Here is a 16,208-nt window from a genome sequence, read left to right as displayed (position 1 = left end):
CCGGTCACCCCGCGCCGCGCCGGCCGAGCACGACTTCGGCGATGGCGACCAGGAGCGCGGCGGTGACGAAGCCGACGGAGACGATCAGGCCATTGGAGATAGCCGCGTCGAAGCCGCCGGTGGTCAGGGTGCCGAAGAACAGGCCGGAGGCCGCCGCGGTGCCCACGGCGGAGCCGATGCGCTGGCCCGTCTGCTGCACGCCGGCCGCGGTGCCGCCGTGCGCGGAGTCGATCTCGCTGAGTGTCACCGTCTGGTTCGGCGAGATCACCAGGCCGCTGCCGATTCCGGCGATCAGCAGCGGCAACGCGGTCACCAGCCCGACCATTGGGCCCGGGTGCACGGCCAGCAGCAGGTCTGTCGCCAGCAGCCCGGACAGCGCGGCGGCCAAGCCGATGATCACCAGTCGTCGGCCCATCCGGTGCACGATCCGGCCGCCGAGCGCCGACGCGACCGCCGAGCCGACCGCGAACGGCGTCAGCGCCAGCCCGGCATGCAGCGCCGAATACCCGAGCCCTCGCTGGAAATACACCGCCAGCACGAAGAAGATGCTGGTGAACCCGGCGAAGTACAGCAGCCCCAAGGTGGTGCCGAAGGAATAGCTGCGGATCTTCAGCAGCCGCAGGTTGATTAGCGGCGCGTACCCCCGCGCCTGGTACCAGTATTCCCACGCCACGAAAAGCACCAGCAGCACCGCCGCGATGATCAATAGAAACCACGGGGTGTCCCGGCCGCCCTCCTGCTCGACCAGCGGGAGCAGCAGGCACAGCAGGCCGCCGCCGAGCAGCAGCACTCCGACGAGGTCGAGGCTGCGGGTCTGTTCGCGTCCGCCGTCGCGCGGCAGCACCCGCAACCCGTAGAGCATCGCGACGACCCCGATGGGCAGGTCCACGAAAAACACCCAACGCCAACCGTGTTCCTGCCCGGCCAGCTGGATGATCAACCCGCCCAGCAGCGGACCGATCGCCGTCGAGATGCCTACCACCGCGCCGAACAGGCCGAAGGCCTTGCCGCGCTCGCGGCCGTGGAACAACTGCTGCATCAGGCCCAGCACCTGCGGGTTGAGCAGGCCCCCGGCAACGCCTTGTAGGAGCCTGGCCACGACCAGCCACAGCGGGTTCGGGGCGAACCCGGCCAGCGCGCTGGCCAGTGTGAAGGCCAGCAACGCCAGCAGGAACATCCGGCTGCGGCCCCGGTCGTCGCCGAGCCGGCCGGCCGGTACCAGGACCAATCCGAAGGTCAGCGCGTAGCCGGAGACCACCCACGACAGCGCGGCCGCGGGCGCGTCCAGGCCCTGCTGGATCGACGGCAGTGCCACGTTGACGATGCTGACGTCGAGCAACGTCATGAACCCGGCGACCAGGCAGAGGGCGAGGACCCGCCAGCGTCGTGCGGCTTCGTTCTCCACAGCAGTCCTGACCGCCGGCTTGGTGCGATTCACCGTTTCAGCTCAGCACGTTCGTTCTACGCGCGCAGCATCCGGTGCGGACTGGGACAGCGGCCGACTGACTCATCAATCGAATTCGATGCACAGTGAGCCATCGGAAGTCGTCTCATATAGGAAACTGACCATTCATTATGTTCGGAATCGACATGAGAGCGACGGATCGCAACACCGCTGGACGATTGCGATTATCGCAATGGCTTGTTAGCGTTCCGGCCTGTGCAGGACACGACAGCGGCGTTGCGCCAGCGGGTGCGCGACGTCTTGCGGAAGCATCCGGGCAGCCAGCGAGCCTTCGCCGAGCGAATCGGGCTGGACCCGACCAAGCTCTCCAAGTCGCTGAGCGGGGCCCGGCGGTTCACGCCGGTCGAACTCACCCGAATCGCCGAGCTCACCAATGTCACGGTGAACTGGCTGATCAACGGCGACGACGAGTTCGAGACCGTGGCCGCCGCGCCGCAACGCACCGCGCGCCCCGAGCGCGAACCGGCCGATTTCCGCGAAGCGGGCCGCTACCAGCAGATCCTCGATGCCGCCTGGAAGCTGATCGCCGAGCGCGGTTACCACTCGGTGCGGGTCGCCGACGTCGCCAAGGCCTGCGGCACAAGCGCCGCGACGATCCACTACTACTTCCCCGGCCGCAACGACCTGCTCACCGAGACCCTGCGGTACTCGGTGCGGTTGGCCTTCGACCGGCAGGTCGCCGAACTGCACACCATCGACGGCGCCCACGAACGCTTGCTGCGGTTGGTCGAGCTGCAGCTGCCCACTCCCGGACTGTTGCGCTCGGAGTGGTCGATCTGGTTACAGGTGTGGAACGAGAGCGCCCTCAACCCCGATCTGCAGGTGCTGCACAGCGATTCCTACACCCGCTGGCACGAGACGATCGCTCGCACCATCCGGCAGGGCCAGCGGCAGGGCGTGTTCGCCGAGACCGACGCCGAAGAACTCACGGTGACGCTGACCGCGCTGATCGACGGGCTGGGCATCCAGGTGCTCACCGGACGTCCCGGCCGGTCGGTGGAGCGGATGCGCCGGGTGCTGCGTGAGTTCGTCGAACGCGAGATCGTCCGGCACTGACCGGCGACCCCAAGCCACCTGGGCGCGGAATCCGGTGCGCCCAGGCGATCAGACGCACCTCACGAGAGGAGTGCCCGATGGGCAACGAAGTGATCGTCACCGCCGCGCTCACCGGAGCCGGTGACACCACCGGCAAGAGCGAGTTCGTTCCGGTCACCCCGGAACAGATCGCCAAGTCCGCAGTGGAGGCCGCCGAAGCCGGCGCGGCCGTCGTGCACATCCACGTCCGCAACGTCGAGACCGGGCAGGGCTCCCGCGAGGTGTCGCTCTACCGCGAGGTGGTCGAGCGGATCAAGGAAACCGGCGTCGACGTGGTCATCAACCTGACCGCCGGGATGGGCGGTGACCTGATCATCGACCAGGAGGACCCGCTCAAGCCGGTCGACGGCACCGACCTGGTCAACGGCCTGGACCGGTTGCCACACGTCGAGGAACTGCTCCCGGACATCTGCACGCTGGACTGCGGTTCCCTGAACTTCGGCGAGGGCAGCCAGCTCTACATCTCCACGCCGGACATGTTGCGGGCCGGCGCCAGACGGATCCAGGAGTTGGGCGTCAAGCCGGAGCTGGAGATCTTCGACACCGGCAACCTGTGGTTCGCCACCAAGCTGATCGAGGAGGGGCTGATCGACGCCCCGCCGCTGTTCCAGCTGTGCGCGGGCATCCCGTGGGGTGCCCCGCCGAATCCGGGCCTGCTGCAGGCGATGGTGACGATGCTGCCGGGCGGCGCGAACTGGGCCAGCTTCGCCATCGGCCGCGACCAGCTGCGTTGGGTCGGCCTGACCGCGGCGCTGGGCGGCAACGTCCGCGTCGGGTTGGAGGACAACCTGTACCTGCGCAAGGGCGTCAAGGCCACCAACGGGCAGCTCGTCGAGCGCGCGGTGACGATCGTCGAGGGCATGGGCATACCGGTGGCCTCCCCCGACCAGGCCCGCGAACAGCTCGGCCTGAAGAAGCGTTGCCCCGAAGGGAACTCCGCAAAGTGAACGAGCACATCCCCTCCCCCGCGATGGTTCGGCGGGTCGCCTGCATCGGTACCGGTGTCATCGGCGGCGGTTGGGTCGCGCACTTCCTGGCGCGCGGCTACCGGGTGACCGCCTGGGATCCGGCGCCGGACTTCGAGGCGAAGCTGCGCCGGCTGGTCGACGCCGCGTGGCCCGCCCTGGCCGAACTCGGGCTGGCCGCGGGTGCCTCCGGCCAGAACCTCGTCATCGCCGCGACGCTGGAAGACGCCGTCGCCGATGCCGAATTCGTGCAAGAGAGCGCGCCGGAAGACCTGGCGCTCAAGCGCGACCTGCTGGCCCGCATCGACGCGGCGACCCCGGTGGGCGTCGTGATCTCATCCTCCACCTCGGGATACGGCATGACCGAGATGCAGGTGGACTGCCCGACACCGCAGCGGCTGGTGGTGGGGCACCCGTTCAACCCGCCGTACCTCATCCCTTTGGTCGAGGTGGTCGGCGGCGAGCGCACCGAGCAATGGGCGGTGGCGTGGGCCTCGGAGTTCTTCGAGGTCGCCGGCAAGTCCGTGATCACCATGCAACGCGAGGTGCCGGGCTTCATCGCCAACCGGCTACAGGAGGCGATCTGGCGCGAGGCCCTGCACATGGTCGCCAACGGCGAGGCCACTCCCGCGCAGATCGACGCGTCGATCACCGAGGGTCCGGGCCTGCGCTGGCCGCTGCTCGGGCCGTGCCTGACCTTCCACCTGGCCGGCGGCGAGGGCGGCATGGCGCACATGCTGGACCACTTCGGCCCGTCGCTGAAATCGCCGTGGACTCGGCTGGCCGCCCCGGAGCTCACCGACGAACTGCGCGACGCCATGATCAAGGGCTGCGAGGAGGCCGCCGGCGGCCGCAGCATCGCCGAGCTGGTCGCCGAGCGCGACCGAGCGGTGATCGCGGTGATGCGGGCGATCGACGGCGTGCGCAACGGCAAGCCGTGACCGTGCTGCGCAAGTATCGTCAGCGGGTCCGTCCAGAGTGGATCGACTACAACGGTCACCTCAGCGAGGCGTACTACGTGCTGGTGTTCGGCCTCGCCACCGACGCTGTGCTGGACCAGGTCGGTGTCGATGCGGCATACCGCGCCGACACCGGGTGCTCGGTGTACACAGTGGAGGCTCACGTGCGCTACCTGCGGGAGGTCAAGCCGGATTCGGACCTGGTGGTCACCAGCCGCATCGTGGGCATCGGCGCGAGGAAAGTGCGCATCTGTCACGAGATGGCGGTAGGTGGCACGCTCGTCGCGACCGAGGAGATCATGGCGTTGCACGTCGACAGCAAGCAGGGCGGCACGACACCGTTCCCGGATGCGGTGGCCGAACGGCTCACCGCGCTGATCGAGCCGCCGCCGGATTACGCGGGCCGGTCCATCGGCTGAGCGTCGGCGGGTGCGCGGAAACCCCATTCGGCGGGTTCCGCGCACCCGGACCCACGGCTCTGTCGACCAGCACCGTCGTCGCGCGGCTGGCAGCGACGCGCACGGAGTTGGCGGCATCCGTTCGGCCGCTCCGGGCGTACCGTGGTCACCTGGGGTGAGCCTCGCGCCGCACGGTCGAGCTCGTTACCGTGGCGGTTACTCGGACCAGCTACCCACTGGAGGATCGATGGACCCCGAAACTCCGGAAGGCGACGCCGCCGAACAGGCCCGCCTGGCCGAGGACGTGCTTGACGACGAGGAGCCGGAGCCGGTCGAGGTGCCCCTCGACGCCGACCCGGCTGACCTTGCCGAGCAGCACCGCGCTGTCCCGGTCGACGAGGAGTACGACTGACCGGCCTAGTGGCGATTTCAATGGAAATCGGCGCGTTGATTTTCGTTGAAATCGCCGCACCCCGGGTCCGGCAGCACGCGGCCGGGGTTGAGGATGTTGTGCGGGTCAAGGGCGTTCTTGATCGCGTGCTGGGTCCACAGCCCCGCTTCGTCGAGTTCCTTGCCCAGCCACCGCCGCTTGAGATAGCCGACGCCGTGCTCGCCGGTGATGGTGCCGCCGAGCTCCAGCCCCAGCGCCATGATCGCGTCGAACGCCTCCTGCGCACGGACCGTTTCGTCCGGGTCGCTGGCATCGAAGGCCACCACCGGGTGCATGTTGCCGTCTCCCGCGTGCCCCGCGCACATCACCTGCACCCGGTGCCGCTCGGCGATCCGCCCCAACCCCTCGACCAGGTCCACCAAGCGTCGCCGGGGCACGCACACGTCGTCGATCAGTAGCGACAGGCCCATGTTCTCGTGCGCGTCGCCGCACAGCCGCCGGGCCTGCATCAGCAGCTCTCCCTCGGCCGGGTTGTCGGCGACGACCACCTCGGAGGCGCTGAAGGAACGCGCCACCCGCTCGAAGGCCGCCAGATCGCCCGGCGCGGCCTCCCCTCGGTCGGACTGCACGAGGAGCATGCCGGCCATGCCGTCCGGGAAGCCGAGATCGGCGATGCGCTGCACCGCGCGCACCGTCGGATCGTCCATGAACTCCAGAACCGACGGCCGGTAGCCCTCCCCCAGGTAGCCTGCGACGGCGCGAGCCGCGTCCGCGATGGCCGGGAAGAACGCGACCGCGGTCAGCGGTTGCGCGGCGGCCGGCCGCAACGCGACGGTGACCTCGGTGACCACGCCGAGGGTGCCTTCGGAACCGACGATCAGCCGGGTCAGGTCGTAACCGGCCACGCCCTTGGCGGTGCGGCGGCCGGTGCGCATCACCCGGCCATCGGCGAGCACTACCTCCAGACCGCGCACGAAGTCACCCGTGACGCCGTACTTCACGCAGCACATGCCGCCCGCGTTGGTGGCCACGTTGCCGCCGACGGTCGAGATGCTGCGCGAGCCGGGGTCGGGCGGGTAGGACAGCCCGTACTCGGCGACCTTCGCCGCGAGCACGCCGTTGATCACGCCGGGTCGCACGACCGCGATCTGCTCCTCGGCGTCGATCTCGACGATTTCGTCCATCTTCTCCAGCGACAGCAGGATGCAGCCGTCGATGGCGTTGGCCGCGCCGGACAACCCCGAGCGAGCGCCCTGTGGCACCACCGGAATCCGGTTCTCGTGCGCCCACTTCAGCGTCGTGGCAACGTCCTCAGTGGACCGGGCGCGGACCAGCACCGAGGGCGTCCCCGCCGGGCAGAACGTGGCCCGGTCGCTGCGGTGGGCCTCCAGCACGTCGAGGTCGTCGAACACGGTGCCTTCGGGCAACTTCTGCCGCAGCGGGTGCATATCAGTGGCGGTCATCGGCTGTTCTCGTCTCCGGCCTCGGGGACATGGTCTTACCACTGAACCTAACCTGTGCCGCCCCTGGTCTCCCAGTCCCGCGCCAGCCCTGGAACGATCATAACTAGCCAAACCGCAACAAGCGGCTGCGCGCGGGCGCGAGGAATCAACCCGCCCAGAGGCCGAACAAATTGGCGAATCCCTCGCGCCAGCTCGGCCACGTCGGTCGCCAGCCCATCGTTTCGCGCAACCGGAAGTTGGTTGCGCCGCGCTGTTCGGTCAGTTGGTGCACTGTCAACCAGTCCAGTTGCGCCTTGGCCTGGTCCAGGGTCAGCGACACCGGGGCCGGGCCGCCCGCCATTCGCGCGTAGGCCGGTAACCACTCCGTGGATTCGGCCGGCTCGTTGTCGACGACATTGTAGGTGCCCGGCTCGCCGTTGGTGAGCATTTCGAGCACCGCCCCGGCCGCATCGTCAACGTGGGTGAACGACGTCAGGCCGACGCCGTCGTACACCAACGGCAGCTCGCTGCCACAGACCCGCTCATGGATCGCCCCGCCCGGGGCGTAATGCGTGTTCGGTCCGTAAAGCGCACCGTAGCGCAGCGCCACGCCCTCGATGTCCGGACAGGTCAGCAGCGCTTCTTCCATCGCCGCTAGGGCCCGGACGGCGCTGCCCCAGCAGCCCGGCGCGTCCGTCCACAGTGGTGATTCCTCGTCGAGCACATCGTGCCCGTGCGGCCGGTAGGCGGCCGTCATGCTCTGCCCGATGATGCGCCGCGCACCCACTTCGACGGCGGCGTCGACGAGGTGCTTCGCGCCGCGCTCGCGCAGCTGTGCGGTGCGGCGCAGGCCCTCGTCCTGATCGGCTTTCCCGAAGCCAGAGGTCTGATCGATCACCACGTCCGGGGCCGCGCGGCGCAGCTCCCGGCTCAACCCGGCCGGGTCCAGCAGGTCGGCCACGGCGACATCGTCGACCGGCGCCGTGCCGTCCAGCCGGCCCGCGTGCCGCACGAGCGCGGTCACGTGATGACCGCGCTCCCGCAACAACGGAAGCAGTGTTCTCCCGACCACGCCGGTCGCACCGGCGACAACCACACGCAGGGGCACTTCGACCTCGCACCGGGTTAAACGTCAGCGGGCTGGAAGCGTACCCCGGCGGCATACCCCGTATTGGGTGAAAAGGTTGTCCTCCTCGGCGGCAGACCGGCACCGCAGACGGCCCGAATCTGCCGCCCATCGGAGGCGGCACCAGAGCTCACTCCGATGCGTTCGTCATGCCTGACAGGCACGACCTGTTTCAGATGGCGCGGATACCCGCGGCCTGCGGCCCCTTCGGGCCCTGGGCGATCTCGAACTCCACCCGCTGGTTCTCCTCCAGCGTGCGGAAACCGGAGGAGTCGATCGCGGAGTAGTGGGCGAAGACGTCAGCGCCACCGCCGTCGGGCGTGATGAACCCGTAGCCCTTCTCCGCGTTGAACCACTTGACCGTACCGGTAGCCATTCCTTGTTTCTCCTGATTCTGCTGGCCAGGGTCAACACTGCGCAGACCCCAGGTCGCCGAGCTGATCACCCGTACCCGACGCGGCGCCGAAGCACCACGGCATAAAAAAAGTGCCTGCGTTCTGGCAGGCACTTTCCAGTACTGCTAGGACCAAAACTGCAACCGATGCAACGCTAGCACTCCGACTGCGGGTTGTCACACTTCGATTGCCCCATGTCAGCAGGCTGCTTGGCGCGTCGCCACAGTGGATCCACAGGGCCGCTCAGGGGATGCTGAGCAGAGCTTGGCCACGCGCCTCGGCGGCGATGTTCTGCTCGGTCCGGTGCTCGGCGAGTTGGAGCGCCGCGGCCCGCGGCGTGAGCCTCTCGGTGTCCCAGGCCGCCAGCAACGGCGGGATCTTGGCCAGCATCTCCTCCCGCAACACCTGGAAGGACAGCACCGGGTCGGCGTCGACCCGCCCGAGCAGCAGCCACCAGGCCCACGCCGCCGCCCCGGCGTTGGCCACGAAGTCCGGGATCACCGGAATGCCACGGGTCGCCAGCATCTCCTCCGCGTCCGGGGTGACCGGGGTGTTGGCCGCCTCGATGATCACCTTCGCGTTGACCTGCGGCACCTGCGGCGCCTGGATCGCATACGAGACGGCAGCCGGAATCAGCACGTCCGCCTCGACGGCGAGGACGGCTTCGCGCGGCAGCTGGCGCACGTCCGGGGGAACCTGAGCGCGGTCGATCTCGCCGAAGCGGTCACGAGTCTCCAGCAACGCCGGAACATCGAGCCCGTCCGGGTGGAACAGGGTGCCCACCGCGTCGGCCATCGCGACGACCTTCAGCCCCGCCTCGTGCAGATAGAACGCCGCGCCGCCACCCATCGTGCCGACGCCCTGCACCGCCACCGATGTCGTTTCCGGCACCCAGCTGCGGGCGTGCACCACACCCAGGCAGCACTGCGCGACGCCGTACCCGCCGACCACGTCGCCGAGCAGCAGGCCGCCCGGTACCGGGGCGTTGAGTCCGGCGCGGACCCGACGCAGCGTGCGCTCGGCGTCCGGGGCCCGGCGGATCGCCGCGTGATAGGACTGATGCAGCCCAAGCTCGGCGAACACGTCGTCGATCAGGTGTTGCGGCACCCCGAGGTCCTCAGCCGTCACCCAGTGGGCGTCCAGCCACGGCCGCATCGCCTGCAGGAAGCGGCTGAGCACGCCGCGGGCTTCCGGATCCTTCGGGTCGCAGTCGATGCCACCCTTCGCACCGCCAACCGGTAGGTCGAACACGGCGGTCTTGCGCGCCATGCCGCGCGCCAGATCCTCAACCTCCGACAAAGTGCAGCCGGCGCGCATCCGGGTGCCGCCGGTCGCGAGACCGGACACCAGGCTGTGCACGACCAGATAGCCATTGCATCCGGTCACCGAGTCCGTCCAGATCACCCTCATCAGCGGGTCGCGGTCGACGAGTGCCACGGGCCGAACCTCCTCTCAGAGCGCATACCTGACACGGGCGCGAACGCCCGAGATTCATCTGGGAATAGATGTTTCGGCGACCCGCGGGGCACCCGCGTCGGTCACCGGCACTGCCGAAGACTTCGGTCAGTGATGTCGCAGCCAGAGCGAGGAAGAAGACAACCAACGAGCCGGGCTCGGATTGCGGCAGGAATCAGTTCGCATCGCACACCTCCCGCGTCGGCCCGGATGGCTCGAAATTAAACGGGGAGTCGTCGGATTGTCAACAATCTTCGCTTCGCTCATGTGTTACATCATCGGAACGGGTGCGTGTCCCGCGGTTACCCCCCGGTTGGCATGCGCGGAGGGCAATCGCGAGCCCGATCAACTCGGCCGAATGCGTCACTCCGATGGGGCCTTAAGCTTCCACGCACGACGTACGACGGATCGCGCGAACCGGGCCACGAACTTTGGCGGAAACGCCACCCGAGGTTCCCGCGCGACTGGGAGGATGCAGGCATGAGCCAACCGGGACCCCACGACCGACCGGGATCGCTGGACGAGGTCGCGCAGCAGCAGCTGATCCAGGAGATCGGCCGGGTTGTCGTGCGCGCCCTGCCCCCTGGCTGGCAGGAAGCCACCGTCGAGTACCGGGAACTGGGCGACCACCACGAACTGGTCGCGCAACTGCTCGCCCCCAACGGCACGGCCGTCCCGCTGGCCGCGCCCGCCGATGTCCCGGAACTGTTCGTGCGCTTGCGCAACGGCATGTACCAGCCGGATCGCGGCACCTGGGTTAGCGCTTTGTACCGGCTGCAACGACCGGGCAGCTACACCGTCGACTTCAACAGCGACTACGAGCCCAACTGGCGCATCGCTCCCCCGCCCGAAGCCTTCGCCGACGAGCTGCGCCGCTATCCGCGTCCCGCGGCAGTCACGCCGGAATGGCTGGCGACGCAGGCCGGGGGCGGCGACGGCGAACAGGGGCTGCGCACCGCGGAGGTCTTCGACGACGACGGGCGGCCGATCACCGAGCGGCCGGAGGTCAACCCAACGGAGCGCGACCAGGTCGTGGAATACCTGGAGCAGGCGCCGATCGTGCTGGCCGCGCGCAGCTACGACACCGACCGGCTGGACCCGAACCGCAGCCCCGCGGTGCCGATGACCTTCCACACCGACGGCAGCTGGATCTGGCCCGGCGCGGTCGGCTACTACCTGCGCCAGCACGGTGTCGCGCCGGAAGCGGAACTACTGGCGCACATCCGCAGCCGCGGCTTCCGGCTCCCGGAGGTCGACGAACCGGTGCGGGAGCAGGCTGTCGCCGTCATCACCGGCGAATGGCGCGGCTGACCGAGCATCCGCGGGCTTCAGCGGCTACGCCGTTGCCCGGAAGTTGGGGTCTGACGGGTCTGCTTCGCGACGCTGACTCCTGCGACAATCCCGGCATGCGCGAGGTGGCCTTCGTGGGCGGGCCGGTGGCCACAATGGACGCCGCCCGCTCGTTCACCGACGCCGTCGCGGTGCGCGACGGCCGGATCGCGGCCGTCGGACACCAAGCGGTGCGAGCTCAGCGGACCGCGGCCACCGAGGTGATCGACCTCCGCGGCCGGCTGCTGCTGCCCGGCTTCCACGACGCGCACGTGCACCCGGTCTTCGGCGGCATCGAGCGGCTGCGCTGCGACCTCACCGAATGCCGGGATGCCGCGGACTGCCTGCGGCGCATCGGCTCCCACCGGCCGGATGCGGGCTGGGTGCTGGGCGGCGGCTGGGACATGGGTCAGTTCCCGCACGGCACGCCGAGTCGGGCCGCCCTGGACGTCGTGACCGGCGATCGCCCGGCGTACCTGCTCAACCGCGACCACCACGGCGCGTGGGTGAATTCCGCGGCATTGCGGTTGGCCGGGATCGACCGGGACACCCCGGATCCGCCGGACGGCCGGATCGAACGCGACGTCGCGGGTGAACCCGCCGGGGCCTTGCACGAGGGGGCCACCCGCCTCGTCGAACGGGTGCTACCACCGACCAGCCCGCAGGAGTACTTGACGGGACTGCTGGAGGGCCAGCGGCACCTGCAGTCCTGCGGGGTGACGTCCTGGCATGACGCCATCATCGGGCCTTACCTCGGCTACGACGACACGCTGGAGACCTACCTGACGGCCGACCGGGCAGGGCTGCTGACCGGCAAGGCGCGCGGCGCGCTGTGGTGGGACCGCACCCGGGGCCGGGAGCAGATCGAGGAGCTGCGCGACCGACGCCGGAAGGCGCGCGGGCGACGGTTCCGCGCCGATGCGGTGAAGATCATGCAGGACGGGGTGTGCGAGAACTTCACCGCCGCATTGCTGCTGCCCTACCTCGGCAGCCACGGCAGCGGGCTGTCCTTTGTGGATTCCGAGGTCCTGTCGGCCGTGGTGCCGGAACTGACCGCCGACGGCTTCCAGTTGCATTTCCACGCCATCGGCGACCGGGCGGTGCGCGAGGTGCTGAACGCACTCGCTTCGGAACCTACCGGTCGGGACCTGCGCCACCAGATCGCGCACGTGCAGGTGGTGCACCCCAGCGATGTCCCGCGGTTCCACGAACTCGGTGTCGCCGCGACGATCCAGCCCCGGTGGGCGGTCAACGACGCGGCGATGACCGAGTTGACCGTGCCGCACCTGGGACATCGGCGGGCCGGGTGGCAGTACCCGTTCCGGTCGCTGCGCGCGACCGGTGCGGTGCTGGCGGCAGGCAGCGATTGGCCGGTGTCCGACGCCGATCCGATGCAGGCGGTGCACGTAGCGGTCAACAGGCGCGAACCGGACACCGACGATGCGCCGTTCTTACCGGAACAGGCACTGGATCTGGTGGATGCGCTCGCCGCGTACACCGTCGGCAGTGCCTGGGTGAACCACGTCGAAGGCGAGACCGGCACCGTCGAAGTGGGCAAAGCGGCCGATCTCGTCGTACTCGACAGGGATCCGTTCTCGTTGCCGCCGGAGGAGATCGGGCAGTGTCAGGTGGACCTGACGATGGTCGACGGCGTGGTCGTGCACGAGCGGAAGGCGTAACGCACCGCATCCCCCCATTGGGCTGGTCGGGCGACGTCGATTCCCGATCGTGTGGAACCACCGTCGCAGGCATTGGCCGCGATGATCTTCGCTGGTTTCGTGCGCAGGGTCCGTGAACAACGCAGAGAGGCCAGGTACGCGAACAATGCAGCCCTTTCGACTGCCGGACTTTTATCTGTCCTACCCGGCACGGCTGAACCCGAACCTGGAACGGGCACGCGAGCACAGCAAGACGTGGGCTTACCAAATGGACATGATCGACGTGCCGCAGCACGGCGTGCCGATCTGGGACGAGGCCGACCTCGACCGGCACGACTACGCGTTGCTGTGCGCCTACACACACCCGGACGCGGACGGACCGGAGCTGGACCTGATCACCGACTGGTACGTATGGGTGTTCTACTTCGACGACCACTTCGTCGAGCTGTACAAGCGGAATCCGGATCTGACCGGGGCTCGCGAGTACCTCGACAGGCTGCCTGCCTTCATGCCGGTCGAGGGTCCGATCACGGCGGAACCGACGAATCCGGTGGAGCGCGGCCTGGCCGACCTGTGGACGCGCACGGTACCGACGATGACGCTGGACTGGCGGCGGCGCTTCGCCGAGAACACCAAGCACCTGCTGGACGAATCGCTGTGGGAACTGGCCAACATCACCGAGAACCGGCTGTCCAATCCCATCGAATATGTCGAGATGCGCCGTAAGGTGGGCGGCGCGCCGTGGTCGGCGAACCTGGTGGAGCACGCCGTCGGCGCCGAGCTGCCCGCCGAGATCGCCGAGTCTCGCCCGATGGAGGTGCTGCGTGACACGTTCTCCGATGCCGTGCACCTGCGCAACGACCTGTTCTCCTACGAGCGCGAGGTGCGGGACGAGGGCGAGCTCAGCAACGGCGTGTTGGTCTTCGAGAAGTTCCTCGGCTGCACGACGCAGGAAGCCGCGAACGCGGTCAACGACCTGCTGACCTCACGGCTGCATCAGTTCGAGCACACCGCGGTGACGGAGGTGCCGCGGCTGCTCGACGAGTACGGCATCGACCCGGCGGGCCGGTTAGCGGTGCTCGGCTACGTGAAGGGGCTCCAGGACTGGCAGTCCGGGGGCCACGAGTGGCACATGCAGTCGGGTCGGTATCCGGACGGCTCCGCCACGTCGACCGTGTTGGCCGGACCGACCGGTCTGGGCACCTCGGCGGCCTACATCGTCTCGGCGCTGATTTCCACCGCGCCGCAACGGATGCGCAGCTTCACGCGGGTTCCGTTCCAGAAGGTGGGTGAAATCCGGCGGCGCGAGATCTACCTGCCCTACGAGGTCTCGATGTCCCCCCACCTCGACGTCTCGCGGGAGCACACCGTGGAATGGGCCCGCGCCATGGGAATGTTCGACGAAGTGCCACTGATCTGGGATGAGCGGCTGTTGCGGGCCAACGACCTCCCGCACTGCTCGGCCGGCCTCGACCCGGACGCCACGGTCGAAGAGCTGGACCTGTCTTCGGCCTGGCTGACGTGGGGCACCTACGGCGACGACTACTACCCGCAGATCTTCGGCCGCACCCGCGACATGGCCGGCGCGAAGGCGCTCGCCGCCCGGCTGAAGGAACTCATGGCCATCGAGGGCACCAGTCCGATCGTTCCGGTCAACATGCTCGAAAGGGGCCTGGCCGATCTGTGGAGCCGCACCACCGGCCCGATGCCGCGGGAAGCACGCCTGAACTTCCGGAAAACCGTCGAAGTCATGCTCGACTCGTGGCTTTGGGAACTGGACAACCAGCACCGGAACCGCATTCCCGACCCGATCGACTACATCGAGATGCGGCGACAGACCTTCGGTTCGGACCTCACGATGAGCCTGTCCCGGTTCTCGCACGGGCAGTCCGTGCCGCCGGAGATCTACCGGACCCGCACGATCCGCAACATGGAGAACTCGGCCATCGACTACGCGACGATGGTCAACGACGTCCATTCGTACCGCAAGGAGGTCGAGTTCGAGGGCGAGGTGCACAACTTGGTGCTGGTGACGCAGAACTTCCTGGACTGCGACCAGGATCGGGCCTTCGACGTCGTCCACGACCTGATGACGGCGCGGATGAAGCAGTTCCAGCACACTGTGGACGAACTGCCGACCTTGTTCGAAGAGTACGGCCTGGACTCCGAGGCCCGGGCCACCCTACAGCGCTATGCCTCGGAACTGCAGGACTGGATGGCCGGAATCGTGAACTGGCACCGGGAATGCCGCCGGTATTCGGAGCTGCGCTACAACGTGCCGCTCGGCTCGACGCCGAGCGTGCCCTCGGGGCCCACCGGCCTGGGCACCTCGCTGGTTCACTTGGCGCCGGACTGGGACCCGGTGCTGGGATGAGCTGGAGTTGATGGCGTTTTCGCGCGAAATTGACGGTCTTTGTGTGCAGGGGCCGGTGATTTCGCGCGAATCGCCCACCCGACGTTCCGGCCACATTCGTCCGGAGCTCGCGTTGGCGGCTCGGTCCCGTTGCTCAAGCCAAGGCGTCGAACACGTGCCGACCTACCATCGCGATGCGATCGCAGGCGGGCCCGCCGCGGTAACTGGTGCGGGAGCGTTCGTCGGCGAGCTCGTCGACCAACACCGCGACCACCGCGCGCGGGCGGTCGGTGCCGATCAGCCCGACATCGTGGCGCAACGCCAGCAACTCGCCGGTCTTGTTCCAGCACCGCACGCCGTCGGGCAGCAATGCGGGAAGCCGGTCCCGGACCCGCTGCCGGGACAGGACGTCCAGCGCATGCTCGGTCAGCTGCGGCGGCAGCGCCACTCCCCTGGCCAGCGCGTCGAGCACGCGCGCCTGGTCCAACGCGGTGGTCTCGTTTCGCCCGGGCGCATTGAGATCCATCAGCCGCCGCTGGACGCGGGTCGCCTTGCAGCCGAGGTCGGCGGCGCAATCCCGGATCGCCCCGAATCCGACCACGTCGATCACGGCGTTGGTGGCGGCGTTGTCGCTGATCACGATCATCAACGCGATCAGGTCACCGAGCGAGATCCGCGACACGCTGGGGAGTTCGCGCAGCACCCCGAACCCGCCGGCGCGCTCGGCAGGCAGCTCGACCTCGGTGTCCAGCCCGACCCGGCCGGCCTGCACGGCGCGCAACGCGGCGATCATGATCAGCACCTTGATCGTGCTGGCGGCATGCACCATCCGCTCCGCGCCGACCAGCACGGGCTCCCGCTCTTCGAGGTCCCACGCCGCGAAACCCACCCGCCCCGGAAACCCGTCCAAGACCAGTTCGGCGCGCAGCCGCTCCGCAAACCCCACGCTTGCCTCCACCGGTCTCGTGCAAGGCACTGGTCTCTCCGGGCTCGATACGACCTGGCTCCCGCTGCGCGGCGATCGCGGTGTCCATGTCCAGTGCCGCGGCGACCTCGGCGTCGCTCCACACTCTCATGCGCTTGCACCCTGCCACATCAGCCAGTGCGGCCACACCGGCCGCAGTGTTGGCAGGAATGGACTTCATCGCGCCCGGAGATCGATCACGAGCATCAGCGT

At 68.7% G+C, this 16,208-nt stretch carries 14 protein-coding genes; 8 read left to right on the top strand and 6 right to left on the bottom strand.

Annotated features, from left to right (window positions below; all coding sequences use genetic code 11):
* Positions 1–4 precede the first annotated feature (4 nt).
* A complete protein-coding gene (locus BJ970_RS26555; protein WP_312864419.1) occupies positions 5–1,438 on the bottom strand; it encodes an MFS transporter in 1,434 nt (477 codons plus the stop codon).
* Between the two features lie 222 nt (positions 1,439–1,660).
* On the opposite strand from BJ970_RS26555, the gene BJ970_RS26550 reads away from it, so the two are divergent.
* The 5 genes from BJ970_RS26550 (at position 1,661) to BJ970_RS26530 (ending at position 5,294) form a co-directional block, all read left to right on the top strand.
* Positions 1,661–2,521, top strand: coding sequence for a TetR/AcrR family transcriptional regulator (locus BJ970_RS26550; RefSeq protein ID WP_184728726.1), 861 nt, complete (start codon positions 1,661–1,663; stop codon positions 2,519–2,521).
* 77 nt (positions 2,522–2,598) lie between these two features.
* The gene (locus BJ970_RS26545) at positions 2,599–3,507 is read left to right on the top strand and encodes a beta-keto acid cleavage family enzyme (RefSeq protein ID WP_184728725.1); all 909 of its coding nucleotides are present in this window, start codon (positions 2,599–2,601) and stop codon (positions 3,505–3,507) included.
* 23 nt (positions 3,508–3,530) lie between these two features.
* Positions 3,531–4,466, top strand: a complete 936-nt coding sequence (locus BJ970_RS26540; RefSeq protein WP_184729377.1) for a 3-hydroxyacyl-CoA dehydrogenase NAD-binding domain-containing protein — start codon at positions 3,531–3,533, stop codon at positions 4,464–4,466.
* 5 nt (positions 4,467–4,471) lie between these two features.
* Positions 4,472–4,903: a thioesterase family protein gene (locus tag BJ970_RS26535; protein ID WP_221468256.1), complete on the top strand. Its 432-nt coding sequence runs from the start codon at positions 4,472–4,474 to the stop codon at positions 4,901–4,903.
* A 226-nt stretch (positions 4,904–5,129) separates the two neighbouring features.
* The gene (locus BJ970_RS26530; protein WP_184728723.1) at positions 5,130–5,294 is read left to right on the top strand and encodes an Rv3202a family protein; all 165 of its coding nucleotides are present in this window, start codon (positions 5,130–5,132) and stop codon (positions 5,292–5,294) included.
* A 17-nt stretch (positions 5,295–5,311) separates the two neighbouring features.
* Here the strand turns inward: BJ970_RS26530 and BJ970_RS26525 are convergent, their stop codons facing one another.
* From BJ970_RS26525 to BJ970_RS26510, 4 genes are all read right to left on the bottom strand, one after another.
* Complete coding sequence (locus tag BJ970_RS26525; RefSeq protein WP_184728722.1) at positions 5,312–6,736, bottom strand: FAD-binding oxidoreductase; 1,425 nt, start codon at positions 6,734–6,736, stop codon at positions 5,312–5,314.
* A gap of 145 nt (positions 6,737–6,881) precedes the next feature.
* A complete protein-coding gene (locus BJ970_RS26520) occupies positions 6,882–7,823 on the bottom strand; it encodes an NAD-dependent epimerase/dehydratase family protein (protein ID WP_312864418.1) in 942 nt (313 codons plus the stop codon).
* Between the two features lie 190 nt (positions 7,824–8,013).
* Positions 8,014–8,217, bottom strand: coding sequence for a cold-shock protein (locus BJ970_RS26515; protein ID WP_184728721.1), 204 nt, complete (start codon positions 8,215–8,217; stop codon positions 8,014–8,016).
* 262 nt (positions 8,218–8,479) lie between these two features.
* Positions 8,480–9,673: a Glu/Leu/Phe/Val family dehydrogenase gene (locus BJ970_RS26510; protein ID WP_184728720.1), complete on the bottom strand. Its 1,194-nt coding sequence runs from the start codon at positions 9,671–9,673 to the stop codon at positions 8,480–8,482.
* Positions 9,674–10,171: 498 nt separating this feature from the next.
* Between BJ970_RS26510 and BJ970_RS26505 the strand changes: the two genes are divergently transcribed.
* The 3 genes from BJ970_RS26505 to BJ970_RS26495 all read left to right on the top strand — a co-directional run bounded on the left by BJ970_RS26505 (position 10,172) and on the right by BJ970_RS26495 (position 15,052).
* On the top strand, positions 10,172–11,002 hold the full coding sequence (locus BJ970_RS26505; protein WP_184728719.1) for a hypothetical protein: 831 nt from the start codon (positions 10,172–10,174) through the stop codon (positions 11,000–11,002).
* Positions 11,003–11,097: 95 nt separating this feature from the next.
* The gene (locus BJ970_RS26500; protein WP_184728718.1) at positions 11,098–12,699 is read left to right on the top strand and encodes an amidohydrolase; all 1,602 of its coding nucleotides are present in this window, start codon (positions 11,098–11,100) and stop codon (positions 12,697–12,699) included.
* A gap of 145 nt (positions 12,700–12,844) precedes the next feature.
* On the top strand, positions 12,845–15,052 hold the full coding sequence (locus BJ970_RS26495) for a terpene synthase family protein (protein ID WP_184728717.1): 2,208 nt from the start codon (positions 12,845–12,847) through the stop codon (positions 15,050–15,052).
* Between the two features lie 133 nt (positions 15,053–15,185).
* Here the strand turns inward: BJ970_RS26495 and BJ970_RS26490 are convergent, their stop codons facing one another.
* Positions 15,186–15,977, bottom strand: coding sequence for a serine hydrolase (locus BJ970_RS26490; protein WP_312864417.1), 792 nt, complete (start codon positions 15,975–15,977; stop codon positions 15,186–15,188).
* Positions 15,978–16,208 lie beyond the last annotated feature (231 nt).

This window comes from Saccharopolyspora phatthalungensis (assembly GCF_014203395.1).
Classification (GTDB): domain Bacteria; phylum Actinomycetota; class Actinomycetes; order Mycobacteriales; family Pseudonocardiaceae; genus Saccharopolyspora; species Saccharopolyspora phatthalungensis.
This window is presented reverse-complemented; position numbering and strand designations above follow the sequence as displayed.